Genomic DNA, 17,414 nt, shown 5'->3' with positions numbered 1-17,414 from the left:
CAATTCGGAAGGGCTATAGCGAGGGGCCAGCCACCATCCAATGCTTTCGCGAGTGCGACAGCCTGCCTCTCATCTTTTTCAACAGTACCGCCCGCTGGTTCGAGAAAGAGAGTTCAGCCCAAGTAAAATGACCGCGGAACACCGTCACAACGTCTCGATGTTTCCCAAAAGAATAGAGGTCATATCCATCGCAAATGAACCATCTTGGACAGTAACATCCAACTGCGTGTCATAATTCACCGCATTTCGCGTTATCCCCGAGAGGTCGGCATCTGCGTCCAGAAAAACCCATTTCGCGGGATATGGAGAAGTTTGTCCGACCGCCGCCTGCAGGATGGACAGCGCGTCCAGTGCGTTGACGGCTCCGTCCTGTGTTATATCGGCGGCAATCAGATTTTCTGGAGCCGCCGGCCCCCATGTCGGATCCAACCCGACCGAGATGCGCAGAACCTGCAACGCATCCAGAGCGTTAACCCGTCCGCTCGCTGTTGAATAGGTTTTGACGACCTCCAGCTCTCCGGCCAACGTCTCGTTCGGAACGTTCAGATCGAAGCGTCCGGTCTCATCCGTGGTTGCAGTGACGGTGCCGCCTCCGGTCGGAGCGAACTTGATCTCGGCATCTGCAAGAGCCGGATTGGCGGTCTCGGAATCGACGCGCACGCGGCCCTGAATGCCGTCCGAGCTTGCAGGCTCCAACCCGCCAAACGTTCCGAAATCCACCGGAATGTGGTCTGGTCCGCCGAACCCGGAGCCAAAAACCTCTTCTTTCGTCAATGGCGCACCGGTCGAGGATATTACGTGGACGACCTCATTCAGATACTGGATATCGGCCCCTTGGGATGTGGCGGTAAAGGTCAATTGATCGGGGGTTCGCAGCAACAGATAGTCGAACATGTCCAACCGATCGGCACCGGCTTCGAAATCCGTGATCGTCGTGGGGTCGCTGCCGTATTGCATGACGAATATGTCAGCCCCAGCCCCGCCTGTCAGTGTCGTCTCACCACTCCCTGCAATGAGGATGTCATCTCCGTCCCCGCCGGACAGTTGGGCATCCAGCACCCCCGCGCTGAGCATGTCGTCTTGCGCCGTGCCCATAACCGGCCCGCTACCGTCAAGGACGACACCAAGATTTGCCAAAGAAACGCTCAACTGCGTCAGTCCGGGATCCTGCTGCGACGTAGCCAGGACCTGAAGCTCATCACCGATATGGGCGAGGCTGAGGGTCTGGACGTTCCCCAACCCACTATCCAACGTGTCGGCAAAGCTATCCAGATAGATCAGCTTTCCATTCGGGGTCAACGTGAACAGGCTGACGCCATCGTCGGAGCCGCCGGCCACGATGAAGGCACGGCCCTTCACCTCGATCACCGACAGGTCCTGCACGGATTCAAATCGGGTATTCAACGTATCGAGAACGTGATCCTTGGGGATCAACCGACCATCGCTGCGCAATCCCATCACGCTGAGGGAATTGCTACCCGACCCCGCCACGATGACCCAGGATTGCCCATAGGCTTCGACCACCTCAATCGCCGTGGGCGTAGAGATTCCCATCGTTGAAACAGCGGCACTGTTGTCCAGAGCGCTGAGGCTGCCATCGCTTGCGGAAACGTCAAATACGGCGATTTCACTATTTGCAGCGTTCGCGGTGATCACGAATTGTTCGGTCCCGACCGTCGCAGCATGCATCGAATCGGCTTGGCCAGAGAGCAGCGATACAACCGAAAGCGTGCCGTCTGGGTTGATCTCATAGCTGACGATCTGATCGGTGTCTTCATGCGCAAGGGTCAGATAGTTCTGCCCCCCGACGTCCAGTTGCGCCATCGCCGAGATGTCTCCGCCACCGACGAGCGTCCCGGTTTCCTGCAGATCGCCAAAAGTGCCGTCCGAGTTGAGCGTATATCCCACCAAACCCGTTGCATTGTTGATATCAAGGGCCAGTTGGTCCTCAGCGCCCAAGGTGATTGGCACACCTGTCCGCCCCACCTGATACAGGATCGGGCCGCTATGATAGACCGTATCCACCAGCTGCGGCCCGGCCCCTTCAATGAGCCGCCAGGCGGCAACGCCACCGAACGGCCCGGTGATGGAATAGAGATACGTATCCCCGTTAAACGTTTTTAAAGCCGTATCGCCGATACCTGAATCGAGCGCCGGGCTTCCCGTTGCAACCACAGTTTCGAATTGAAGCATCACCTTGATCACCCCCAATGCCACCCCTGGCAATGACCTGAGGATGATCTGATGCCCAGACCGAAACAAAAGCGGGAATGTGGTGAAAACGAGGAGTTCGGCTTCAGTTTAACTCAATTTTTCCAGGTTCGCCCGCGGTGGTAACCGGAAGGCAAGACAGATGAACAAAGCGTCATGTCGGGGACGGCCTTCCCAGGATCGCGGACACCAATTCTGAGGGGCAAGACGATGAAGACACCTGAGCGCCATACTGATACGCCAGCCGATCTTTCAGGGGCAGATCGCGATCGCCACAAGCGCTCGTGGATCGAACGCAACCTGCGCAAACTGTCCGGGCGCGGCATTGCGGGCGGATTGGTGTCGACCTTGCTGGCCCTTCCGGCTTTTGCGCAGGCGACGGTTGAGGAACTCTATGCTTTCCAATTCGCGGATACGATCCCGGGTGTGAAATCAGCCAAGCTGATGGACAATAGGGATGTCCTTCTGAAAATGCTCGATGGGCGCACCATGGTTGTTGCGGCTGAACATGTTCAGGTCCTTGAGAGCGGTTCGATCATGATCGCCGAGGCGATGGTTTCGCAGATCGTCGAATTCAGCGCTGTTGCCGAGGCCGGAGCTGCCTCAGCGGCAAGCGGTCTGGGCGGCATGGGTGCTGCGGCGGCGGGTCTTGGTCTCGCCGGTGCTGCGGCGGCAGGTGGCGGCGGCGGAGGCGGTGGGGACGATCCAGCCCCTACGCCAAACTTCCCGACGCTGAATCTGGCAGAGTTGCAGGCCACCTCCCTCAACAACACTCTAACCAACGCAACTGCGCCGGACGATGCGACTTCGGTCGAGGTTACGATCGGCTCCGTGACCACGACCGTGACACCGGATTCCGAAGGGAACTGGACCGTCACTCTCACAGCGCCCGAGGCGAGCGCCCTGGCCCAAGGTCAGTCCACCGTGACCGTTCGTATGCTTGATACCTTGGGGGACGAGATCTCCGTATCGACGGCAACCGTGGTCGTAGACACAATCCCACCAACACTCAGCATTGACAGTTTCTCGGATGGCGCCGTCATGAACGCCGCCGAGCAGGGAACAGATCTTGTCGTAAGTGGCGCGACAAACGCGGAAAACGGGCAGTCGGTGAGCGTCACCCTGAATGGCCAGACTTACACCGGCACGGTGTCCAACGGCCAATGGTCGGCAACCGTTCCAGCCGCCGATCTGGCAGCCTTGTCGGATGGGGCAACCATCAGCGTGACAGCGGATGTTTCGGATCGCGCTGGCAACCCGGCCTTTCAAGCCAGCAACAGCTTCGATACGGACTTCACGGCTCCAACCCTCACGCTCGATCCGGTCGGCGGAGGGTCCATAGACCTTATTAATGTAACCGGCGATCTGACCATGACCGGGGCGACCTCGACCGAGGACTACCAAACTGTAACGCTTGTATTGGATGGGCAGTCCTTTACCGGCACGACTCTAGGCGGCAGTTGGTCTGTCACTATTCCCAACGCGGATCTTGCCGGGTTGACGACGGGCACCCCGGCAGAGATTAGTGTTTCGCTCGCAGATGCAGCTGGCAACCTGGCGACCACCGTGACGGCCACGGTGCCCGTCGACCTCTCTGGTCCATCTATTGCCATTTTACCCTTGTCCGTAGGTGATATCCTGAACGCTGCCGAAACCGGTTCAGATTTGACCATTTCAGGCACAACAGGAAATGTTGGCGACAACCAGCAGGTTTCCGTCACGCTGAACGGCCAGACCTATACGGATCTTGTTTCGGGTGCCACCTGGAGCGTAACCGTCCCAACGGCCCATCTGGCGGCTCTGTCCGATGGGGGTGATTTTACGGTAACAGCCAATGTGTCTGACGCAGAAGGGCTGGCCGCGCCTCAAGCAACGGCGCAATTGGCCAAGGATGTAAGCGCTCCGACAGTCACCATAGACAGTTTCTCGGACGGGGCCGTCATGAATGCGACCGAACGAGGAACCGATCTAACCATTTCGGGTTCCACCACAGCTGAAGACGATCAAACCGTGACCGTTGGCATGAATGGGCTATCCTACACCGCCGAGGCCGCGGGCGGGTCGTGGACCGTTACTGTGCCAGCCGCTGATCTGGCACTCTTGGTAGACGGAGCGACGATTGCCGTGACGGCAGATGTCTCAGACATCGCCGAAAACCCGGCTGTTCAGGCGACAAGTAGTTTCGATACAGATTTCACTAATCCGACCATCGCGATTACGAGTGTTTCGGACGGCTCGATCATGAACGCCGCAGAGCGGGCAACGGACCTGACCATTTCAGGCACTAGCGATGCAGGCGTAGGGGCGGTTGTATCTATCACGATCGCACGCGCCGACGGCACGGTTGACATCAGCGAGACGACAACCGTCACTGGTGGCAATTGGACGTTGGTGACAAGTGCGTCTGATCTTTTGGGGCTTCAGGATCAGGAAAGCTATACCATCACCGCGACTGTGGCTGATGCAGCTGGAAACACGTCCCAAACCACAATGGGCTTTACAACTGATTTTGCGGCACCCAGCATTACCCTCGATCCACTGTCCATAGGATCAGTTCTGGATGTCGTGGAGCGCGGGCAGGACCTGACGGTTTCGGGTACGACAACGGCCGAAAACGGGGAAATCGTAACCATCACCTTGGACGGCGAGGCCTATACAGCCACCGCAATGAACGGAAGTTGGAGTGCGGATATTCCAACCAGCGATCTCACAGCCTTGGCAGACAGCGCTAGCTTCCAGATCTCGGCATCGGTTGAAGACGCTGCAGGCAATACCTCCAACGCGGCAACAGGATCCTTCTCAACCGATTTCCGACCATCCTTGAGCCTCGATTCGATTGGAACCAATGGGGCGATCTCTCTTGCCGATGCGCAAAGTTCCGGGATTACAGTCAGCGGCTCTTCGGTTGGTCTGGCCGCTGGGCAGACTGTGGACATCCTTTTGGGCAGTACATCCGTTGGCACCGCAACCGTCGCAGCAAATGGAACATGGTCTGCGCCTATCGCAGCCTCCGCTTTTGCCGGCACGACGGCCGGGACGGATCTGAGTTTCTCGGCAGAAGCAACAGTATCCGGAGGGCCTGATCCCCTTCCGGTGAGTGCTGACGCCACAGCTCATACGCCCGCAGCCTATGTCATCTCGGAAGTCGGCAGAAGCGGCTCAACCGTCCAGTTCGCGGTTTATTCGGAAGCCGACCGTGATCTGTCGAGCGGGTTATTTGTAGACATGCGTTTAGAGTTCGACTCCGCTCAGGTCACCTTTGACAGCGGCTCCATCATATTCAACGGGCAATTGCCTCTTGCCGTGAACGCAGCCAACCCCAGTTTCGTCAATTTCGCCGGAGCCACACTCAGTTTCTCCGACATTTCGGCCCCTCTCGTGCAGTTTTCCGTCGACATTCAGGACATCAATCAACCCTTTGAGCTGAAGATCGTCACGCCAAACGGAGGCGACTCTGTCTACCAATCAGGGACGACCACTGACGATGTCATAGGTGCAAGCAATGTGGACACGATCATCAGGGGGGGTGATGGCGACGATACGATTGACCTGACAGAGGCAGGCCGAGACATCGTTGTGTTCGAAGCAGACCCTGCAATCAATGGCACGGATATTATTACGGGGTTCAGCACCGGAACTGCAACGGAAGTCGCAGATACCCTGATGTTCAGGGGCCTCGACGTCGCCACGTTGCGAGGCACGGGAACGGACGTGGAGTTCCTGAGTCAAGGCGGCAATCTGGGAATAGATACAGGCTTCGTCGGCTTTACGACCATCCTGAGCGACCTCACGGTCAGCACCATTGAATTGTCATTGGAGAGCCTGGTCGGAGCGCAGGCCGGAGACGAGATCTATGCCCTGACAACCGATGGAACCGACGCCAAGCTCGTCAAAGCCAGCTTCTCTGCATCAGACGACGTCACTGTTGATACGCTCGCCGTGTTCGATGGTCTGAATGATCTGAACAACCTGAGTGCAGACAATATCCTGCATACCGATCCCACAGGTGCCACCGCCTAGTCCTTTTCTAGGATTGGCCGAGAGCTTGGAAGGCAGCCATGTCAAAAACCCACCTCAAACCCCTCTCATTCCAGAGGTATGGTCACAAGTTCTGGAAACGCTTCACCTCATTCGATCATACAAGGTACGTGACCGAATGTTCAGTTGTTGCGGCAGAAGTTTTCCCCGTAGCGGCTGCTTTCCCGCTTGTGTTCCGCAAAACGGAGAGCGGGGTAGAGCCGGTCGCAGTGTTTTCCCTGACAGAAGAGGCTGAAAACTCATTTGTGTCTGAAACAGGCATATGGTTGGCGCCCTACTTGCCCTCTGCGATGAGGTGCCCGCCTTTCGATGCCGAACCAATGCCAAGAGGTGGGCAGGTCAAGGACGCTCAATTCCAATTGCTCATCGACGAATCCCTTGGCTTGATCAGTGATGACCCCAGAGATGAGGCGTTCTACCGTGAAACAGGAGCGCTTTCTTCCAATCTTGAAGCCGTAAAGAGGTTCTTCCAAGGTCGAATGTCGTCAGCACAAACCACAAAGGCCATTTGTGATGTGCTTGCGGATATGAACTTGTTGGCCCCACTCACCCAACATGAGGGTTGCTCTTTACCAAAGGGCTGTTGGGGTATCTCGCCCGATGGGTTGAACAGTTTGACCAATAGGCAACTGGCCACACTGACAACTTGTGGCGCTCTGCAGCTAGTCCACGCGCATCAGGTCTCACTGTCTCACATAGCTTGGTTGGCCCAAGCACAATCACGAATGACACAAAATCCGAGCTCGGTGGATCTTTCGCGGAAGACGAATGTCGACGGCTTCTTGTCTGCATTGGCCGATGCGCAAACGAACGAAACCTCTTGGGGCCCGAATTCGGAGCTAAACGCTTATGCCCAATGACCCCTGGTTGCCATGCAGCGGGCCAAAACCGAAAACAGGTTCGATCAGCGGACGCACTCCATTCCTTCGCTGCCGTAACTTGCCGAAGAGGAACTTAGACATGACGCGGCACGAATCCCAACCGGACACATCTCGTTTAACAGAACTAGAAAAGTGTATGCTGCATGTGGGTGAGACACTTGAACGTCCAATAACAAAAGCATCTCTCTTTGCCGCGCAGTCAAATTTGGAAAATGGCCTCTCGATAAGTGATGCACTGGCGCTTGCACGCCAAAGCGGTCTTCAGGCAGGGTATGGCACGCGCTTGCTGAGCAAATTGGATGACGACTTGTCACCAGCCATACTGTTGTTGGAGGGGGGACGATCCGTTGTCTATCATGGGCGCAGCGACGACGGCATGCTTTTGGTGTACGACCCTTGCATTGGGCCGGGAACCGGAACAATTCCACAGAAACAGTTGGAAAAAGCGTATACCGGCTACGCAATTCTATTTCGCCGAGACCATCAAGATATCTTGAAGAATAGCGAGGCCCAAAGGTCTGGACATTGGTTCTGGTCAGCTTTGGCGGCCAGTCGATGGTCCTATTTCCAGGTCATTCTCGCGGCAGCGCTCGCCAATCTTCTAGGGCTCTCAACTTCTATCTTCATCATGGTCGTCTATGACCGAGTTCTTCCCAACGAAGCAACGGAGTCTCTGATTGCACTGACCATAGGCGTGGGCCTCGCCCTTGGCTTCGATTTCCTACTTAAGATTCTAAGAGCTGGATTCCTTGATCATGCCGGCCAAAAGGCTGATCGGCTGATGGGACGGCGCATCTTTGACAAGTTACTCGATATCCAAATGAAATCTCGTATCGGATCAACTGGCGCGATGGCAAATACAGTTCGCGAGTTCGAAACTCTGCGCGAATTTTTCACGTCCGCAACATTGGTTGCGATCGTCGATCTACCATTCATCGCTCTGTTTGTCTTCGTGATCTACTTGGTTGGTGGATCATTGGCCATCGTTCCTGCGATGGCAGTACCCATTGTTCTGCTGACCGGCTTGCTCGCCCAACCTATACTATCGCGGTTGGCCGAGCGGCAATTCAAGGATGGTCAATCCAAACAATCTGTTCTTGTTGAGGCCGTCTCTGGCCTCGAAACCATAAAAACCACCTCTGCGGATCGTCAGATGCGTACCCGTTGGGAAAGCGCGATAGAACGACAATCGAACCACGGACTTCGCAGTCGCGCGATAACACAATTCGCCCTGAACCTGACCGGCCTCACGCAACAGGCGGCGCAGGTGCTGATCGTTTTCTATGGCGTTTTCTTGGTCACGGAAGGACAAACCAGCATGGGCGCCCTGATCGCCGCCGTCATGTTGACGGGTCGCGCCTTGGCACCCTTGGGGCAATTGGCGCAAACTTTAACGCGATACAATCAAGCACGCAGCGCTTTTCGAAACCTTAACCAGATTATGCGGGCAGACAGTGAGCGACCGGAAGGCAGAACCTGGATCGGCCGTTCACACTTCAAGGGCGCGATTTCGTTTAGCAACGTCCATTTCGCATACCCGGATCAATCCGAAGACACGTTGAAAGGTGTCTCCTTTACTATCAACCCTGGTGAGAAAGTCGCAATTCTTGGCCAAATTGGCTCGGGCAAAAGCACAATCGCGCGACTGTTGCTGGGCCTCTATGCGCCTCGGGTCGGGTCGATCATGCTGGATGGGTTGGACATTCGGCAAATTGACCCAGGAGATCTACGACGAGGTGTCGGCTCTGTTCTGCAGGATGTTTGGCTGTTTTCCGGCTCGATCCGCGAAAACATCGCCAGTGGCACCATGAGGCCGAATGACGAAGAAGTGATTGAAGCCGGGCAAATTGCCGGAGTTGAGGATTTTGTAGCGCGTCATCCAGCAGGTTATGATCAACAGCTTGCGGAAAGGGGAGAAGGGCTTTCAGGTGGACAAAGACAAGCGATTGCCTTGGCGCGGGCCTTGATCGGCAAGCCATCGGTTCTGCTGCTGGATGAGCCGACAAGCGCCATGGATGTTCAAACCGAAGCGCGTGTTCTGTCCCGCCTCAAGCAGGCGACTCCGGACACGACGATGGTGATCGTCACGCACCGTCCTAGCCTCTTGGAGCTGGTGGACCGCGTTATTGTCATTGACGACGGCCAAATCGCGAAAGACGGGCCAAAAAGCCTTCTGTCACAACATGCACGCCAAAACAGGAGGCACCTGAATGTCGCAGCATCATGATCTTGCCTCATTGGCACGCGCGACTCGCGGAACTTCACCTTTGCGAAACTCTCTTCTGCTTGTGGCAATTCTCGCATGCCTCCTCACGGCCGGGCTTTGGGCGTATCTGACCGAGTTGGACGACGTAACCCGCGTGGATGGCCGGATCGTGCCATCTGGAGACATCCAGATCATCGAAGCAACAGAGCCAGGCGTTTTGAAGGTATTGCACGTGCGGGAAGGCCAAGTGGTTCAAGCCGGGACCTTGTTGATGGAATTCGACACGACCCAAATCGACAGTCAGTTGAATCAGGAACAACAACGTGCTTTTGGCCTGATGGCTCGGATCCAGCGGCTTCACTCCGAGATCGAGGGCCGGGAGCTTCAGTTTGACGCTGCGCTCGTCACAGGCGCCCCGGATGTCGTTCAATCAGAAACGGCTTTGTACCAAGGCAGGCAAGTCGAATTGCAGGCTGAAGTTGATATCTTGCTGCGACAACAACAACAACGCCATAGGGAATACGAAGAAGGATTGGTAGATCAGGTCACCGCGAAAGAGACACTGAATGTTCTGGCTGAGGAACGAGCAATAATGGCACCTCTGGTCGCCAGCAAAATGGAACCCGCGACCACGCTTTTGGCGCTTAGGCGCAGTGAGGCAGAATGGAAAGGTCGCCGGGTCAGAGCCGAAGCTGCGACCAGTCGACTAAAAACCGGTCTGGAAGAGATTGATGACCGAATCCGAGCGGCGCGCAGCAGATTTCGGAGCAATGCTCTGACCGACCTCGCCGTCGCAACCGCTGAACTGTCCGCCCTAGAACCAATGCTGCCAGCTTTGCAGGATCGAGCGTCCCGCGCAAACGTTCAATCTCCGGCGCGCGGCATCGTAAACCGCATCCACCGTACCACGATCGGCGGTCTTGCGCGCACCGGAGAGGAGTTGGTCGAGATCGTTCCACTGGATGACAGTTTACTGGTCGAAGCCTATGTTCGCCCGCAAGATATCGCGTTTCTTCATGCTGGACAGCCCGTGAAAGTCAAAATCACCGCCTATGATTTCGCCCGCTACGGCGGACTGGATGGGGAAATTGTTCGAATTGGCGCAGATACCATCACCCGGTCCGAGCACAACGACGAAGAGGTCTTTGTCATCGAGATCCGGACCAATGGCACAATGCTCGACGCCTCGGGGGCCGCTGTTGAAATCATTCCTGGCATGATTGCCGAGGTCGATATTTTGGCTGGGCGCAAAACCGTTCTGGACTATTTGATCCAACCGGTCGTGAAAATTAAGGACCAAGCGCTGCGGGAATAGCGCAGCCTCAATCACAGCACCACACTCAACTTATTGACGTAGCGTGAAATCCTGTTGTTATAACGAGCTAGGCTTCTTGAATTGCTGGTCAAACAGCCGGCGGAACGCGCCGTTTTCTTCCAACAACACATTCAAGGTCCCTTGCTCGACGATTTGACCATCCTGAACGACCATGATGTTGTCCGCTTCCAGAACGGTCGATAGTCGGTGAGCGATTACGATTGTCGTGACCCCTTCCGTCAGCTTGTCCAATGCCTCTTTAACCAGAGTTTCGGATTCTGCGTCAAGCGCACTTGTGGCTTCATCCAGCAGAAGGATTTCCGCTTTGCGCAAAATTGCGCGGGCAATTGCGATCCGCTGTTTCTGACCTCCGGACAGGAAAGCTCCGTTTTCCCCAACCTGAGTGTCATAGCCCTCTGGCAACTGAGAGATGAAGTCATGCGCATGCGCAGCGCGTGCAGCTGCAAAAATTTCTTCATCGGTCGCGTCCGGCGCGACATAGCGCAAATTGTCCATCACGGTGGTCGAAAACAGGAACGTGTCCTGCCCGACATAGGATATCTTCCGGCGCAGCGATGCAAAACTGACTTCGGTGAGATCCTGACCGTCAATCTCTACATAGCCCTGATTGGGATCATAAAACCGCATTATCAGGCCGAAAATCGTGGATTTTCCTCCGCCTGATTGGCCCACGAGCGCCGTGGTTTTTCCTGCTTCGAAAGTGACATCCATGTCTTTGATAACGGGCAGTGTCCCCTGATACCCGAAGGTCACATCACGCAAGCGGATTTCGCCTGGACCTTTAACCATCTCTTTGGGTTCTGAATGTTCCTGCATCGAATCCTGTTCATCCAGAAGCTCGAACATCATACCAATTGGCACCATGCAGGTCTCGATCGAAACCCGCATTTTCGACAAGCGTTTGGCGGGTTCATATGCCATCAGTAGGGCCGTGATGAACGACATCAGTTGACCCGCCGTCGGAGGCTCAGATCCTCCGATCCCCAAAGTGCTGATAACCAGAACACCGGCAACGGCCAGACCTGCCAGAAACTCCATCAACGGGCTGGCGATGGCCTGCAAAGAGGCGATGTCGTTCGAACGTTTCTCGACGCGTTTGATCGCAATGTTCATCCGATCGGTCATGCGGCCTTCAAGGCTGAACACCTTAATGACTTTGATCCCGTTCGATGTTTCCTGCAGGACCTGGATGATCTCGGAAAGGTATTTCAACTCGGCCTGCATTATTCGCCGTACGTTCTTCAACAGATAGCGCACGCTTATCAAAGCAACCGGACCAACGACAAAAAACAGCACGGAAAGTAGCGGTTGCTGATAGATCATGACAATAATAAGACCCACAAGCGTTAGCGCGTCGCGCACGAAACTGGTTACGATGATATTTACCAGGTTCCGGGCGGCCCCCGCCCCTGCGGTGACCCTCATCAACAGGTTGGACGATTCAATCTCGGCAAAATACCCAATACCGCGCTGCAGTAGTCGATTGTACAGCCGCTCTTGTTGGACCGCGATAATTCGGTTCCCCGCGCGCGCCAAAAAAATCGACTGAATATAGGAAGCGAATGCCTTAGCGCCGAACAGCCCGACGACAACAAGCGCGATCCAATGTGCCTGCGACCTCATTTCGGGGGTGGTCATGGCATCGACGATGTTTTCCATCATCCAAGCCGTACCGGCGGTCGTGGCGGCAACGACTACCATCGCACCCATCGCGATGCCGTACATCCACCCTTGTTTGCGCAGGCTTTCCACGACAAGCCTACCGATATAGCCCGATCGCCATTTTGCCCAGGCCTTGCCGATCATTTCACACTCCAGATCGTCGGTGTCGCCGCCCTTATCGGGCAACCGCACGGTTAAACAGCGGTGTCTTATACCTCTGCCCCTCGGTCGTCGAGGTCGCTTTAGTTAATCAGGACAAACCCGAGTTTCCAGCCCACCCGTGCAGATATCCTTGAAGCAGGGTCAAATGCGCGCACCGGGACCTTCAGTGCCAGACCACATCGCCCAGGAAAATATAACCTGCGCCATAGATCGTTTTGATCAATCGAGGGTTTTTGGGGTCTTCACCCAACTTGGTTCTGAGACGGGAAATACGCACATCCATTGCACGATCAAAGCTCTCACCAGCCGCGCCTCCCAGCGTTTCCTGCATCTGGGCGCGGCTAATCAGACGTTTGGGACTTTCGAGAAACAGACGCAATACTTCACCTTCTGCATGGCTGAACGCGGTTTCTGTGCCTTTTTGATCCTCAAGAACATAGCGGTCAAAATGCGCGACCCAACCGTTGAAACTGGCCGTCTCCGAGTGCGCCACCTGCCCCTTCGGCGCCCGCAAACGCGCCCGCACACGGGCAACGACCTCGGCGGGGTCGAACGGTTTGGTGATATAGTCGTCGGCCCCGAGCTCTAGCCCGGTGACCCGATCCTGCACCTGCGCGCGGCCTGAAATGATGATGACGGCAGCGCCCTGTTCCAAGGCAAGGCGATGCACCAGCGCCAATCCATCCGTATCCGGCAGGGACAGATCAACCAGACATACATCGGGCGTAACACGGTTCAACGCGGCCTCGAATTCTCGGGCACGTGAAAAGCTCTGGGTTCGAAAACCTGCGTCTTGCAGGGTCTCCGTCAGAATATGGCGAATCTCGGGTTCATCATCGAGAATGGTCACCAACGGTTGAGTCATCACGCAGCCTCGGTTCGGATCAAAGCCGAAAGTTGTTTGGGAGTGAACGGTTTGTGCAAGACGGGCACCCGACCGATTGCGCGCTTCAACACAGGATCAGTCGATGGCAACGACGTCATCAAGATACATGGCAGCCGGGGTTTGAGACGCTCCATCAGGTCCAGCCCGGTTGCCTCCCCTTCCAACCGGATATCGGACAGGACCAGAACAATGTCATCCAGTTCGCTCACCAGCGTCAATGCCTCGTCGACCGAGGTTGCCTCGATGACCGAAAACCCAAAGTCGATCAGCATGTCGCGGAACTGGAGGCGCAAGTCCTGATTGTCTTCGACCAGAAGAACCATTCCGCCGCGCATGGGGGGCGCAGGGCGGTACGGAAGCCGCAATACAACCGACGCCCCCGAGGGCGTGTTCTTCAGGCTCAGGTCCCCTCCGGCTAGTTTCACCGTGTCATAGACCATTGGCAAGCCAAGACCGGACCCGTCGCTGCCCTTGGTGGTAAAAAATGGATTGAGGGCTTTGTCCAGCGCTTCGGGCGAGAACCCCGGCCCGGTATCAGAGACCGTAATCTCAACCCAAATCGCGCCAATCGCATGGGCGCTGATGGTGATCTGACCGTTGTTGCCGCAAGCATCGCGGGCATTCAGGACCAAATTCAGCAAGGCATCCTGCACCATCCCCGGGTCCAGCATAAGGGCCTGATCGGGCAGCGTGTTGACCACCGAAAGCCCCACCCCACGCGGTAGAGAAGGTGAGGCGAGAATGCGGAGGTCCTCAAGCAGCTGAAGCATATCCGTTGCTTTGGGCTGCGGCGTCCGGTTCCCCGTCATATCCGCGATCCGGTTCAAAAGCTGCCCGCCGCGCTGCGCGGTTTGACGGGTCGCCGCAATCAGCTCATGCGCTTCATCGGGCAGGTTCATCTTGTCCAGCCGTCCCTGCATCCCCAGAATGATGGTCAGCAAGTTCGAAAAATCATGCGCCAGCCCGCTGGTCATCTGCGCGGCCATCTCACGGCGGCGGGTTTGTTGCAACGCGACGCGGGTTTGGGTTTCCTCGGTGATGTCCACAGACATAATATAAACGCCTCCTTCCCCATCCGGGGTAAAGGACACGCGAATACGGCGGGAATCTTGTTCTTCAGAGAACTCGAAAACGGAGGTTTCTCCGCCATAGGCTTTTGACAGATGCGGCTCGACCCTTGAAAAGGCGTGTTGGCCAAGCGCGTCGGAGATATGCAGCCCCAAAATATCAGATGGGCGACCCGGCAACACCGAGCTGAGCCGCCGGTTTGAGTAATCGTAGCGCCCATCGACATCGAGATGCGCAATATGGGCGGGCATCATCTCGGTCGTCATGCGCGTGCGGGCTTCGATCTCGGTCAGTTCGCGCTTGGCCTCCTCCAACGCGGCGATGGTCGCGGCAAGCTTACGGTTGGTGGCCGAAAGTTCCTCGGTATGGCTGAGAAGCTGGTCCGAAAGCTCCTCGGATCGGGCGCGCAGCAAGTTTTCGGCGCGTTTCGTGCCTGTGATATCTGTGTACACTGCAACCCAACCACCCTGCGGCAGAGGCGATCCCTCAACAGCGACAACCTGCCCGTTCGGGCGGACGCGCTCCATGTAGTGCGGCTCAAACGCCATAGCTTGCTCGACGCGCTGCTGCACCATTTCATCTACATCGCCCTCGGGCCCGTATTCTCCGCGGGTGACGAGGAAGTGAATCGTATCACGAAACAACGCGCCGGGTTTAACGAGGTCGTCGGGAAGGCCGAACATCTCTTGAAAGCGTCGATTGCTGAGAACCAGACGCAGTTTGTTATCGTAGATCGACAGTGCCTGACCGATCAAATTCAGCCCGGCGGTCGTCATAGCCTTGATGCGTGTCTCGCTAACGGTCAAGATCGCCCTCCTTGCGGCCTATCCGTAGCATCAGATTTGGACTTGGTGTAGAGGCGAACGCCCAGCCGGTTATTTTGTCCCACAATCGGTAAACGTGTCTGCGCCGAACAATCGTGGCGTGCAAGCTGCACGTGTCGCCGCGGCGCAATGCCGGATTTGTAAATCCGCCGACAAAGGCATACAACCATTGCAGATTCAGGCTTTTTTGCATCACATACAGATATGAGCAGCCCAACCATTTCCGCCGAACGCGAAAGCGATGGCACTCAGATCCGTATTGCAGGCGAAATGCTGACGCAATTGCTTGCTCCGGTCGAGGGGCCTTTTGCAGGCATTCAGCCAGAAGGCGGGCATGTTACGCTGGATCTGTCGGACGTGGAAGCATTGGATACAAGCGGCGCGTGGCTGGTTGCGGATCTTGCCAAGCGGTTCACGACGGCTGGCGCTAAGTTGGAATTCCGGGGTGTTCAACCGGCCCATGCCGCACTGATCGAGACCGTATCGAAGAACATCCCAGACCATCCCGGAAAACTGGCCCCACCCCGCAATGCCGTGGATTGGGTCGCGAGCGTGGGTCAGAAAACGGTTGGCGCGTGGAAGGACACGCTCTCGATCCTTGGGTTCCTGGGTCTGACGCTGCATCGGCTTGGGCGCACACTTGTCATGCCCTGGCGTCTGCGTCGGGCTGCCCTGTTTACACATATGGAGGAAACCGGGTTCAAGGCTCTGCCCATCGTGGCATTGATGGGGTTTCTGATCGGCGTTGTTCTGGCCTTTCAGGGGGCGACACAGCTGAAACAGTTCGGGGCCGAGATTTTCGTGGTCGAGCTGATCTCGATCTCTGTTCTGCGTGAGCTTGGGATCCTTCTGACTGCTATCATCGTTGCCGGTCGGTCGGGGTCGGCCTTTACCGCCTCAATCGGGTCGATGAAGGTGCAAGAGGAAATAGACGCCATGCGCACGCTGGGTCTCGATCCGATAGAGGTGCTGGTTGTTCCGCGTGTCCTGGCCCTTTTGATCATGCTCCCGATCCTCGGTTTTGTCGCCGATCTGGCGGGGCTTTTCGGCGGCGGACTGATGAGCTGGATCGACCTCGGCATCAGCCCCGGTATGTTCGTCACCCGTTTGAACGAAAGCACCGATGTCTGGCAATTGGCGGTTGGGTTGATCAAAGCGCCCTTCTTCGCGCTGGTCATCGGCGTGATCGCCTGCTGGCAGGCCATGCAGGTTAAAGGCTCGGCCCAGAGCGTGGGTCAGCGCACCACGGCCTCGGTCGTGCAGTCAATTTTCATGGTGATCGCCATCGACGCCCTGTTTTCGATCTTCTTCTCTGAGATCGGGATCTGACATGGACGGCACGGTGCAACATCAGACCACTCAGGCAGACGCGCAACGCGAGGCGGTGATCCGCGTGCGCGGGCTTCGTAATCAGTTCGGGCCGCAGGTTGTCCATGACAATCTGGATCTCGATGTCTGGCGGGGTGAGGTTTTGGGCGTCGTGGGCGGCTCGGGCACCGGTAAATCGGTACTGCTGCGGACGATTGTGGGGCTGAACACGCCAGCGGCAGGCAGCATCGAGGTTCTGGGCGTAGATGTCCTGAATGGCCCCGAGGAAGACCGCCGCCGTATCGAACGCCACTGGGGCGTGGCGTTTCAGGATGGTGCGCTGTTTTCCTCGCTCACCGTTTTGCAGAACGTCATGGCCCCGCTGCGCGAACATACTGGCCTGAGCGAAAAACTGATGGAATCTCTGGGCGCATTGAAGATCAGCCTAGTGGGTCTGCCACAGCTGAGTTGCGGCAAGTTTCCATCCGAACTTTCGGGCGGGATGCGCAAACGGGCCGCGCTGGCTCGCGCCTTGGCCATGGACCCCGAGATCGTGTTTCTAGATGAGCCCACCGCTGGTTTGGACCCAATCGGTGCCGCCGCCTATGATGAGTTGATCCGAGAGTTGCAGCAGGCATTGGGCCTGACGGTTTTCATGGTCACCCATGATTTGGACAGTCTGTATGCGATCTGCGACCGTATCGCGGTACTTGCAGAAAAACGCGTACTGGTTGAAGGTCCGATAGAAGAGATGACCAAGGTCGACCATCCTTGGGTTCAGGAATACTTCACAGGCCCCCGCGCCCGCGCGGCACAGCAGAAGGGGTAAGGC

The 17,414-nt window shown here is 56.6% G+C and carries 10 protein-coding genes; 6 read left to right on the top strand and 4 right to left on the bottom strand.

Annotated elements, in window-relative coordinates:
- Positions 1–144: 144 nt before the first annotated feature.
- Complete coding sequence (locus ACR0I8_RS13795) at positions 145–2,193, bottom strand: dockerin type I domain-containing protein (RefSeq protein WP_480703269.1); 2,049 nt, start codon at positions 2,191–2,193, stop codon at positions 145–147.
- A gap of 228 nt (positions 2,194–2,421) precedes the next feature.
- On the opposite strand from ACR0I8_RS13795, the gene ACR0I8_RS13790 reads away from it, so the two are divergent.
- From ACR0I8_RS13790 to ACR0I8_RS13775, 4 genes are read left to right on the top strand one after another with little or no spacing between them, the layout of a single operon-like run.
- Positions 2,422–6,231 carry an Ig-like domain-containing protein gene (locus ACR0I8_RS13790; RefSeq protein ID WP_170689120.1) on the top strand — a complete coding sequence of 1,270 codons (3,810 nt, stop codon included), beginning with the start codon at positions 2,422–2,424 and terminating at the stop codon, positions 6,229–6,231.
- A gap of 38 nt (positions 6,232–6,269) precedes the next feature.
- Positions 6,270–7,109: a SapC family protein gene (locus tag ACR0I8_RS13785; protein ID WP_170689119.1), complete on the top strand. Its 840-nt coding sequence runs from the start codon at positions 6,270–6,272 to the stop codon at positions 7,107–7,109.
- A complete protein-coding gene (locus ACR0I8_RS13780) occupies positions 7,099–9,357 on the top strand; it encodes a type I secretion system permease/ATPase (protein ID WP_480703267.1) in 2,259 nt (752 codons plus the stop codon). Before ACR0I8_RS13785 ends, ACR0I8_RS13780 begins: the two co-directional genes overlap by 11 nt.
- On the top strand, positions 9,341–10,651 hold the full coding sequence (locus ACR0I8_RS13775) for an HlyD family type I secretion periplasmic adaptor subunit (protein ID WP_170378318.1): 1,311 nt from the start codon (positions 9,341–9,343) through the stop codon (positions 10,649–10,651). Before ACR0I8_RS13780 ends, ACR0I8_RS13775 begins: the two co-directional genes overlap by 17 nt.
- A gap of 57 nt (positions 10,652–10,708) precedes the next feature.
- Here ACR0I8_RS13775 and ACR0I8_RS13770 read toward each other — a convergent pair whose 3' ends face one another.
- The 3 genes from ACR0I8_RS13770 to ACR0I8_RS13760 all read right to left on the bottom strand — a co-directional run bounded on the left by ACR0I8_RS13770 (position 10,709) and on the right by ACR0I8_RS13760 (position 15,226).
- Positions 10,709–12,526, bottom strand: a complete 1,818-nt coding sequence (locus ACR0I8_RS13770; protein ID WP_480526012.1) for an ABC transporter ATP-binding protein — start codon at positions 12,524–12,526, stop codon at positions 10,709–10,711.
- 133 nt (positions 12,527–12,659) lie between these two features.
- Complete coding sequence (locus ACR0I8_RS13765) at positions 12,660–13,361, bottom strand: response regulator transcription factor (RefSeq protein ID WP_170378320.1); 702 nt, start codon at positions 13,359–13,361, stop codon at positions 12,660–12,662.
- On the bottom strand, positions 13,361–15,226 hold the full coding sequence (locus tag ACR0I8_RS13760; RefSeq protein ID WP_170689290.1) for a PAS-domain containing protein: 1,866 nt from the start codon (positions 15,224–15,226) through the stop codon (positions 13,361–13,363). Before ACR0I8_RS13760 ends, ACR0I8_RS13765 begins: the two co-directional genes overlap by 1 nt.
- Before the next feature lie 252 nt (positions 15,227–15,478).
- Between ACR0I8_RS13760 and ACR0I8_RS13755 the strand changes: the two genes are divergently transcribed.
- Together ACR0I8_RS13755 and ACR0I8_RS13750 are read left to right on the top strand one after the other, a co-directional pair.
- The gene (locus tag ACR0I8_RS13755; protein ID WP_170689118.1) at positions 15,479–16,603 is read left to right on the top strand and encodes an ABC transporter permease; all 1,125 of its coding nucleotides are present in this window, start codon (positions 15,479–15,481) and stop codon (positions 16,601–16,603) included.
- Position 16,604: 1 nt separating this feature from the next.
- Complete coding sequence (locus ACR0I8_RS13750; protein WP_170549542.1) at positions 16,605–17,411, top strand: ABC transporter ATP-binding protein; 807 nt, start codon at positions 16,605–16,607, stop codon at positions 17,409–17,411.
- Positions 17,412–17,414: the final 3 nt, after the last annotated feature.

This window comes from Ruegeria sp. BG9 (assembly GCF_056538305.1).
The sequence above is the reverse complement of the archived record's forward strand: the minus strand, read 5'-3'. Positions and strand labels throughout refer to the sequence as shown.